Source organism: Marinomonas sp. 63XJN7_9_ISO-PGPR-S23-217, from assembly GCF_056173515.1.
This window is the reverse complement of record NZ_CM149678.1, coordinates 3,817,967-3,828,908: the sequence shown is the minus strand read 5'-3', so window position 1 is coordinate 3,828,908 and position 10,942 is coordinate 3,817,967. Positions and strand designations below refer to the sequence as shown.

Below are 10,942 nucleotides of genomic sequence, written 5' to 3'. Positions count from 1 at the left end.
GAGTTTGAAAATGGAAATTACTTTAGACACTCATATTCATAAAACGAAACAAGTAGCTGAACAGAAGAAAGATGTCGAAGCTGATTCAGTAGCCATAGTTGGCATATCGTTCAGCTATCCAGGAATAGCTGGAGACATATCAGCTCTTTCCGTTGCGCTCTGTAATAAAAAAACATTTGTTAACAAACCGTCTGACAGTCGATTAAATAAATTTGAGTTCACCCATAGACACGGGGCAGAACCGTATAACATAGATGGCGCGTATCTAGAAGACATTGACCGTTTCGACTTTCAGTTTTTTGGAATGAACAGGCGAGAAGCGGTGTCACTGGATCCGCAGCAACGAATGCTCCTTCAATTAAGTTGGCATGCTTTCGAAGACGCTGGTATTGACATCAAAAAATTAAAAAAGCGACCAGTTGGTGTATATGTTGGTATGTCGACAGATGATTATGCCCGTATACATGCTAAAAGCGGTTGTGGTATTGGGGCATATAGTGGACTAGGCATTGCTCGAAGTTTGGCTGCAGGCAGGTTGGCATATTTCTATGATCTACGTGGGCCTGCTATGCAAATTGATACTGCCTGTTCTTCCTCTTTCGTTGCACTTGATCTAGCTTGCAAGGAGTTACGCTCGGGAGGTATCGAGTTAGCTTTGGTTGGAGGTGTGAATTTAATCCTTGACCTTGATTCGACGACAGGGTTCTGCGAAATGCAAGCGCTCTCTCCCACCGGACTTCTTCAGCCCTTCGACGAATCAGCGAACGGATATGTGCGAGGCGAGGGTTGTGCTTTTGTTGTTCTCAAGCCGCATGCAAAAGCCATTGCAGATGGCGATCACATTTACGGCGTGATTTACGGAAGCGCTGTAAATCACGATGGGCGGACGAATGGGCTCACTGCACCTAACGGCCTTGCGCAAGAGGAACTGCTGAAGCAAAGTATAGCCAACGCTGGTCTAAATCCAGTAGATATTCAATACCACGAAGCTCATGGGACAGGGACTCCGTTGGGAGATGCAGTTGAAGCGAAATCAATTTCGGCTGTATTTGGTCAACGTCAAAATCCACTTTATGTTGGCTCCACAAAGGCAAATTTTGGTCATCATGAAGCGGCATCTGGCATGCTGTCTGTGATTAAGGTTCTTGCCGCTTTATCGGAAAATAAAATTCCACCTCAAGCTAACTATCACGCGCACAATCCCAAAGCGAGTTTTGGGATGGTGTCGATAATCGTCCCATCTTCTACGATACCCTGGGAACGTAATTGTCAACGTCTCGCCACTCTCTCCAATTTTGGAATGAGTGGCACTAATGGATGTTTGGTGATTGGCGATTCGAAGGCCATTGAAGTCAGAGAGGCTACCATCTCGGAAGGAGCAAAGATACTTGCGGCATCGGCCCCAACACAGGAAGGATTGCGTGCCATAATGCAAGGCTATAAGAGGTTAATCGCAAACACACCTAATTATATCAATGACATTTGTGATGCATCCGTTTTTTGTCGAACTGCGCTACCCTTTCGTTGGTCATATCCAGCTAGTAATAGCGTAATGTTGCAAACAGCAATATCTGAGTTCATAAATTCAGCTGATACTTCTAGTAGTCGCCAAACATCAAATACTCAAAATTTGATGTTTGTCTTTTCTGGATTAGGTGGACACTACACAAGTATGGGCTCTGTGCTTTATGCCTCTGAACCTGTCTTTCGCAATACATTCGACCGTTTTGACGGGGTTTATAAAGAGCATTGTGGTGAAGCTTTAGCAGAAACATTATTTGAACGAAATGACGTTACAGTCAGCCAATGGTCGGATACTAAGATTCAGGGGGCGATTTGCGCGCTAGAGTGTGCATTATTTGATTTATGGATTTCCAAAGGTATTATCCCTACATCTGTTGTTGGACATAGTTTTGGCGAATATGCTGCAGCCTATGCAGCGGGGGTGATGAGCCTCGAAGTCTGTGCATACCTTGTTATTAAGCGTATCGAGATCGTTCAAAAGTATTCCAAGTTAGCGCAAAGCCTTCTAGTTCATGGAAACCGCGACGAAGTAGAAAAGCTTATCCAAGAGCATTCCTTGTGGATTGCTGCTGAGAATTCGACAAGTGAATTCCTCGTGTCTGGCGAATCCGCTGACATTGATATTTTGGTAAGCCAGATGGAAACGGAAAAGTTGAAATTTCAAAAAATTCCATCGAATTTTGCTTTTCATACCCCAATGATGAGTATTGCTGCGGAGGCTTATGCTGTACTTCTCAACACTGATATTTCATTTTCGGCGCCGAAAATTACTTATCTTTCAACACAGTTGGGGGAATTCGTTCATGACGAGGTTTCCACTCGGAAGTACTGGTGTCATCAGCTCACCAAGCCAGTCCAATTCGCAAGAGCGATACAAACAGCGATTGAAATTGGGTATACAAGATTTGTCGAAGTTGGGCCGACTGCAACAATTAGTCCATCCATTCTGAGATGTACACAAGGGGTTAATTTATTGGTGCTGTCATCATTGCGCAATGGTCGTGATGATATCTCCAATCTCGAAAAGACGATGTCAGCGCTCTTTGATGATGGATTTAATTTTACTGGCTCTCAAGGTCGCAAATTCGCAAGATTTTTGCCAAAGCTCGAATACTCTCCAGAGTCGTGCTGGCTAGAAAAGAGCCCCAAAAAATATGTAATAGATGGTGACAACCGAACATCCATAGGCCTTGGTTATATTGGTACACTCAGACGGGGCGTCGATACAGACGTAGTGGATATTTTATTAAGCAGTTCGAGATACCCACATTTGGCTGAGCATTGTATTTATGATACCCAGATTTTTGCGGGTGCCTCGTACATAGGCCTGATGATAGGTATCGGGAAAGAGATACTGCTGAACGATCAGTGTGTTTTGGCAAATATGGAGTTCGTCAAGCCTTTAGTTATTCCTGATCATGAAGAAGTAATGCTCCATGTGGAGTTAAGGCGTCGACCTGATCAAACAGTTCATTTCGAAGCCTTTACATCATCTCGCGGTGAAAAAGTTGTGCACTGCCGAGGTAATATCTTGAAAAATACAGCGAAAGAAGCAAGCGATGAACTCAATGACGTAACTGAGGGAGCTGAGTTCAGCGCAGAAGAATTCTATCGCGACTTTCATGATATGGGTTATACATTAGGGGCATCGTTTAAATGGTTACATTCTGGACTACAGAATGGCATGTCAGCATTACGCTTCCTAGAAAGGCCACAAACGAAAAAAGAAAACCATGATGCCTACGCTATTTTCCCTGGATTAATTGACTCCTGTTTTCATGCAATTGCAGGGTTCATCAAGCGAGCTGATCTTGATGGAGCCTATTTGTATGTACCTGCACGGATTGATGCCATTAATGTATATCGCAACACAAAGCACGACGAGAAGTTCAAGGCAATTGCCAAGTCAGTAGTTGTTGGTAACGGAATCGACGCTCACATTGTTGGTAATGTATCACTTTATGATAGCCAGGGCAGATGTGTTGCCAGTATTCAGGGCGCACATATGCGACGTATAGCGAAGCGCACAATTATAAATTCGTTGAAAAGGCCATCATCTGCTCTCTTTACTAAGGTCTGGCAAGAGATGACAGACACTGATCTCATCGAATATGCTAGTGCGGACAACGTTCTAATCTTGTTAGGAAAGGATATTGAGGGCGTCGGTGCTAACAAATACATGCACTCATATAAGGTTGAGACAACTCCGCAGACTAATGATGCATTAGCTCTACAGCGAAATGCGTTTCGATCATATATGTCAGGCATAGATCGCCATAACCCGATAGGGGTGACGTTATGTATTGATGAATATACTCGACCTGCAAGCGATGGATTCGATACCCATAAAAATGTGTATTTCCTCGCGGCAAATTTGATCGCCGAATTAGAGTCGCATAATGTTGAAAGTATTGTTCTGATTAGTTTTGATGCTTATGCATATAAGAACAAAAATTCTGATATTAGCCATATTGCTTTAGCGGCTATAAAAAGTGGTCTGCGTTCTATACAAGCTGAGGCAACGACTGTGCCAATAATGTTTGTAGATATGGACCGCGAAACGAGCTCATTTCAGGCGTTTCAAATGATTTCACGCAATCATTTGAACATGGAAAATGAGATCGTCATTCGAAATGGTAGAGCGTTCAAATCGCAATGGAGCCGAGAGCTAGATCTACAATCGCCAGAATTTGTGGCAGACCCAAGCAAGACTTATGTTGTAACAGGTGGCCTTGGCGGTGTCGGTTTGATAGTAACTGCATGGTTGCTAAAATCGGGCGCGAAAAAAATTGTGTTATGCGGCAAACAACAACGCGATAAAAGCGTTGTTTACGCACTTTTTCCGTCCAAACCTCTGGATGCGACAATTGAATATCTTCAGTGTGATATCAGTGATCTAGAAAATGTACACCATTTACTTAAGTGTGCAGAGATGATGGGCGCACTAGGCGGAGTGTTTCATCTTGCGGGTGTATCAACTGATGTCCTGTTCCAGCATGTCAGCACACATACGTTTCAAGAGACTCTTGGAGCTAAAGCATTAGGCGGTATACACATTCAAAATGCTTTAGGAGGAAGGCAAGACGTTCCATTAGTACTGTTCTCTTCCATCGCAGCTGAATTCCCTTCGGTCGGGCAATCATCTTACGGTGTTGCTAATGGAATTCTCGATCAACTGGCATGGTTCGGTCAATCCAAGGGGGTTCCGATTTATTCGATCAATTTGGGGCCAGTGAACGCTGGGCTTTACGGGAAGTTATCTCCGAGCCAGAAACGCCGCCTGAACTCTATGGGCTTAAACCAGATTGATGAAAATGAGCTTGAATCTTTGCTCAATAAAACAATGCGTCAGAAGTTACACGCCCAGACTATGTTTGTAGCAACAAATAATGAGACTGTTTTGAACTCCTTGGTTCGTGGTGAAAAGCAAACAATTAAGATCTCTGAAACCGCTACAATAAATTCGGGAAGCGAAATATCATCAGCCTCAATTCTGACTAATTTGATTAACGTCGTTTCCGAGTATCTGGGCAATGATACGAGTGAGATCAATAAGGATCTTTCACTAACCGCCTACGGAACGGACTCGTTGTTTGCTGCTGAGCTTGTTACTTGGATAAAAAAGCAGTACCAAGTGATGCTGCCTCTTGAGCATTTTATTGAAGGAAGTAGTCTTGAGGTTATTGCTAAGGATATAGCCACTAAAACTCCACTAAAAAATGGACGGTTTTCATGAAAAGAACGAACGGTTTACTCAGCAACTCGAGTTCCTTATTAAGGCTCTATCTTATCGCTTTGATTTTTGGTGCAATATTTATTTCTTTGAATTATCTCTTGCTTTCCGAAGTGGATATATATGCCATTGTTCGTGCGTTTGCTGGGGAAGAATATGCGCGCATACAGCTCCCTGAATTTAGGATGCACCACATTTTGCTAACTGTACATATTTTAGCGTCACTTGGATTTACCTTATGTGCAGCATACACATTGATACCAATGTTCTGGTCTCTACGTAGCCCTGGACATAAGTTGATTGGATATGTTTTCGGCATATTTGCAGTAACTATGGTGATGTCTGGAATTATTATTTCATACAGGCTTCCATTTTCTGGTTTGAGGGGCGTCGTTCCAAATGTCATTTTTGGTCTGGCTCTTATATGGTTCTATTTGGTTGCTGTTATTCACGCACGCGAAAGACGGTGGCATGAGCATCAAGTCAATATTATTCGCGCGGTGTTTGTAGGTCTAGGAATTGTATTGGCTAGGCTCTATCTATATGTCTTGGTTAACATCTTTTCGATGCAGTCACGCGAAGCGGTATATTGGATATTTTGGTTAGGGTCTGGAACCAATCTTCTAATTGCCCAAATGGTGATCATATGGTTGCAAAATAACTCTCGCTTGAAGCGCAATTTGGCTCCTACATTGGTGCCTGATCTCAGCAAAAAATCTTTTAAAAGGAAGTAAATATGCGGACGGATGCATCAATTTTATTAACTAATTTTTGCGGACAAAAAAATGTAGTTGCTATGCGTTGTCGCAAAAGCGAGGCTGACGCACGAAGTGATAGCAGAATTCTGGATTGCGTCATCTACAAAGCCTATTCTACTGGCGAAAAAGCACTGATTGCTTATCTCGTATTGGAAGATTCTTATGCTCGATCCATCAGAGGTCAGACTTTGGAAGAACTCCAGGATAAAATTCCGCTTTTAAACAACTATGAACATTTTACTTTCATTGACACAGTACCTCTTATTCGGGGTGTCGTTGATAGTGCTGCATTACTTTCCTCCCCACTAATTTCCGATATCGTCAGATTAGAGGTGATATCTCACAAGTCGCTTAATAATCACGATAAAATTTCTCTATTTTTTGATCCGCCACCTTCGAGATCTATTTATTACGGAAATAAAAATAGACATGAGATATTTGATAGTCAATCATCCCCTGAATATGCTAATTTTGGCTCCTGCATCGAAGCAAATCGAGCACGTCTTGCGGAAGTTCATTGTAGTGGAGATTTTCCTCCACTTGAAATTGAAAATGTCGGCAGATATCTAGAGATTTGCGCGTCCAGTTTCCCGGATCATGGAATATCGTTTTTAGAACAAGATAGTTCTGTATCTAAATTAACTTATTCTGATCTTTTGAATAGAGCTGAATGTTTAGCGTCGTGCCTTCAGAGGAAAGGACTGCAATCACAAAGCTATATTGTTCTTCAGTTGTGTGATCCGCAAACATTCTTGACGGCTATCTGGGGATGTTTTATCGGAGGATTCATTCCAATACCCATGGAAATCACCGAAAAAGGTTCTCTTGATGAGGGGGTAGAAAAACGTTTACGTTTTGTGGCGACGAAGGCAAATTCAAAATGTATCATCAAGGATGATTCACTGACTCTGTTCGATCATTCGGACAGGTTTTCTTCTGAACACCGCTTTGAGTATATACTTGATTATTCCACATTGAATGAGCGACACACACTCGCAAACGGTTCGATATCTAATTCGGATACAGCTCTCGTCCTAGTAACGTCGGGCAGTACCGGCGCGCCAAAGCTCGTCAAACAAACGCACCGCAATCTCATCTTGCAGATCGATGCGGCGATACAAGAGCTTTCACTAACCAGTAATGATCGATCATTAAATTGGTTTCCGCTTGATCATGTTGGGGCATTGGTAATGTTCCACATGCGTGATCTTGCTATAGGTATGGAACAGCTACAGATCGACAAAGCGAGTATTTTAAGCAGACCTATGCGATGGATCGAGCTTATGTCGTTTCATAGGATCACTATCAGCTGGTCTCCCAATTTTGGTTATGGGCTTGTCGCCTCAGCTGTTAAAACTGATGAGGTTAGAAACGACATTGATCTGTCAGCAGTCCGAGTCTTGATGAATGGTGGTGAGCAGATAACCCTTAAGACAGTTAATAGTTTTCTTGACGCATTACAGCGATATGGCCTTAATCCCAGTACAATGACATTTGCGTGGGGCATGTCGGAGACGTGCTCGGCAGTATGTTATCTTCCTTTCGATTATGTGTTGATGAGAGCTCATGAAAACTCTCCGGCTCCTGTTGGGAAGTTGGTTTCTTCTTTGTCTGCAAGAATTATTGATAATCACGGAACAATTGTTAACGAGGGTGAAATAGGCCGACTGTTACTCAAAGGTAGTCCCGTAACTACTGGGTATTTAAACGACGATGCCGCGAATGCGTCGAGTTTTCTAAACGATGGTTGGTTTATTACTGGGGATAACGCAACCATCCGTGACGGTATATTGACAATCACTGGTCGCGACGTCGAGAAGATAATTATTAATGGTCGTAATATTAACTGCCAAGAAATTGAGGCAATAGTTGATGCTATTCCTGGGATATCTGTCTCTTACACTGCTGTATTTTCGATACGATCTTCGAATCGGTCAACCGACGAGTTAGTGGTAGTTTTTCATTCAAATTTAGATTCGAAATATTTACAAGGACTTACAAGTCAAATCCGTCAAGTGGTAGCAAAAGAGGTGGGTCTTTTAGCAAGATACGTGGTCTCTTTGTCAAAGCAACAAATCCATAAGACATCGATTGGAAAGATAAAGCGATCACTTTTGAAAATGAATTTTGAATCTGGTGCGCTAGATGCTGAGATTATTGCTGCTGAAGCGATTTCAGAGAGTACATCAACACTTCCGAATTGGTTTATGAAATCATCGTGGTGCCCCGCTGAGATTGATTTTGTTTTGCCCTATAAAATATTAAAAATTATGGTCTTAATTGGGGCCGACCAATTTTCAGAAATACTATGCGATAAACTGAGAAGCTGTGGGCATGAAGTATATTGCATAAGATCTTCCAATAGCATTAACGTATTCAATTCACAAGAATACTCCGTTGACCTTGATCAGGAAGAGTCTATAGATTTGTTGTTCAAAAAAATTGGCAATAATATCGATATCGTTGTTGACTGCATGCTCGACGAACCACTCCCGTATGCAGCCCCGCTTTCCACTAGTCAAATATATAAAGATACTCTTAAAATCAATCGGATAATTACTTTTGTAAAAGCATGTATAAAGGAGTCATGCAAACCGAGGTATATTTGTGTAGTTAATAATATTTACATGATTAATAACGATCAGGATGTCAGGCCTGGATTAGCTACCATACGCGGTATGCTTGCAATTAATGCTGAGGATGAACTGCCGCAGTTCAAATTGATGGACTTGAATGGTGTGTGGAACAGAGACAGCGCGCAGTTTATTGTTGACGAGCTACTCATTGAAGATACAGAGGTGGCGTATCGGCAAGGTCAGAGACTCATACGACAACTTATTAAAATACCATCTTCAGTAGAAGAGGGCGATGCCCCGCAAGCTAAGCAGAATGGAGTATATTTGGTTACTGGAGGACTTGGTGGTGTCGGTAGCGCTTTGTGCCAGCACTTAAGGCGAAATTATGATGCTAATTTACTAATTTTGGGTATGCGGCCGTCAGTTGACTGTTCTTGGCTCGATTTTCGATGCCGATATATTAGTTGTGATGTGTCTAATTATGACGACTTGGCAGATGCGGTCAAAAAATACCAGATGGATACGGGTTTACGATTGGATGGAGTTTTTCATCTTGCTACATCTCCGGCAGAGATGCCAATAATAAATATTAATCCTAAAGTTGTAGCCAAGCACTTTGCACCGAAAGTTGAAGGTGCGTTAAATCTATATCGATTATTCGACGGAAATCCAGTCGACTTTATAGTTTATTTTTCGTCTGTCTCAACGTTTTTCCCATTTAAGAACGGTGTGCTTTACGCCGGAGCAAATGCGTTTTTAGAGGAGTTTTCGGGGACCCAAAATAACCGGTCAACGATACCTACATATTGCTACTCATGGAGCATATGGAAAGACATTGGTTTAGCTGAAAACTTTATATATTCTGATTTAACTTCGAAAATTGGTATGCAAAGAATGACGGTGTCACAAGGTATAGATTCTTTAATTTATTGTATGAAACAACAATGGACTAACGCTTTGTGTGGTTTGAATCCAAACCATGCATCGATTTCGTTGTATCGGCGAAGCGATCCAAACTCCATTATCAATCCTTTTTTGACGATGCGTCGTTCAAATGATGTGACAGTTAGGGATTCTCTTGGTAATAAACTAACTGTTGGTGACTTGTCGATTCATCAGCAATACGGAATCCAAAACCGAAAAGACGCAATTACCATTAGTCAACATAAGATGGCCAAAGCCAGTGAAGTTACGATAACCAAACTTGCAGCAATTTGGCGGCAAATTCTCTCTGTGAATAGTTTCGAATTAGAGGATAACTTCTTTAATTTAGGTGGAGACTCGCTCAAAACTGTGCAACTAAATTTTGAAGTTAATAAGGTCTTCCTAGCCAATTTTTCATTGGCTGCACTTTTCAAAGATCCCACCTTTTTAGGCATGGCGTCATATATCGAACACCGTGAAGAAACCGGATCGGAATTAATTGTCGGCTTAAAAACAAGTGGTGAGCGGCCAGCATTATTCGGTGTGCATCCACTATTTGGTCTTGTTTATCCTTATTTCCCTCTAGTTAAATTGCTATGCCCAACCCAACCTTTCTTTGCGATTCAGGCCAATGTGTTTGGTAAGAAGCCAACTTATTATTACACGATTGAGGACATTGCGCGGGTGTACATTGATGCCATGAAATCTGTTCAACCAACTGGTCCGTACCATATTGGTGGTTGGTCATTTGGAGCCCTTATCGCTTATGAAATGGCGCAACAACTGCGATCAGCTGGAGAACAAGTCGGGTGTTTGATCAATATTGACCAGGCCGCAGATAGCATCGATCACTTCTCGAAAAGCGTACCATGGTGGACGAAAATGGCACGCCTTAGCGGCATAGTCAAGGATGCATATAATAGTTATGCGTTCACAGAAAGTGGAGTTGGCTATCGACGTGTAAAGGTTTTAGCGTTTACAGTCGGTGTTTTGTTACCAATGTTAAGAGTGGCTATTCGACATCTTCGTGCTGCTAGCCGCTACCGGATACAAAAGTTTGACGGAGATATGGATCTCTTTTATACGGGAGACCCGGAGGTGACTAATACTGAGGTTTCAACAATGGGCTGGGAACATTACGTAAGCGGGCAGATACGTGTTTATGAACTTCCTGGCTCTCATCTCACTATTCATCAAGATCCTGCTGTTTCCAAACTCGCGTTTGATTTGAATCAGATTATGGCGCGTTGCTCAAGTTGATTGCCCGGACTCTAATATGACCAATCGTAAATATCCTAATCGGTCACCTATTAAAAATTACCCAAGTCATTAATTTAAAAAGAAAAATGGTTAAAATAAACACTCTAAATTGCAAGTAAATCGCATTATACTACGCAAAACCTTGCGATTTGGAGTGAATTATTGAT

Annotated in this window: 3 protein-coding genes; all 3 read left to right on the top strand. The window is 42.1% G+C overall.

Annotation, left to right across the window (positions count from 1 at the left end; genetic code table 11):
- The first annotated feature begins 10 nt into the window (after positions 1-10).
- Genes AC0VYI_RS17885 through AC0VYI_RS17875 form a run of 3 tightly spaced genes read left to right on the top strand, consistent with a single transcriptional unit; the run spans position 11 to position 10,775 of the window.
- Complete coding sequence (locus AC0VYI_RS17885) at positions 11-5,260, top strand: SDR family NAD(P)-dependent oxidoreductase (RefSeq protein ID WP_475444593.1); 5,250 nt, start codon at positions 11-13, stop codon at positions 5,258-5,260.
- Complete coding sequence (locus AC0VYI_RS17880) at positions 5,257-5,991, top strand: DUF2306 domain-containing protein (RefSeq protein WP_475444592.1); 735 nt, start codon at positions 5,257-5,259, stop codon at positions 5,989-5,991. Before AC0VYI_RS17885 ends, AC0VYI_RS17880 begins: the two co-directional genes overlap by 4 nt.
- Positions 5,992-5,993: 2 nt before the next feature.
- Positions 5,994-10,775 (top strand): SDR family NAD(P)-dependent oxidoreductase, encoded by a 4,782-nt coding sequence (locus AC0VYI_RS17875; protein WP_475444590.1) that lies wholly within the window; start codon positions 5,994-5,996, stop codon positions 10,773-10,775.
- Positions 10,776-10,942 lie beyond the last annotated feature (167 nt).

Excerpts from the sequence above, each read along its gene's own strand:
- AC0VYI_RS17885 (WP_475444593.1), top strand. The coding sequence starts at position 11 with ATGGAAATTACTTTAGACACTCATATTCATAAAACGAAACAAGTAGCT.
- AC0VYI_RS17880 (WP_475444592.1), top strand. The coding sequence starts at position 5,257 with ATGAAAAGAACGAACGGTTTACTCAGCAACTCGAGTTCCTTATTAAGG.
- AC0VYI_RS17875 (WP_475444590.1), top strand. The coding sequence starts at position 5,994 with ATGCGGACGGATGCATCAATTTTATTAACTAATTTTTGCGGACAAAAA.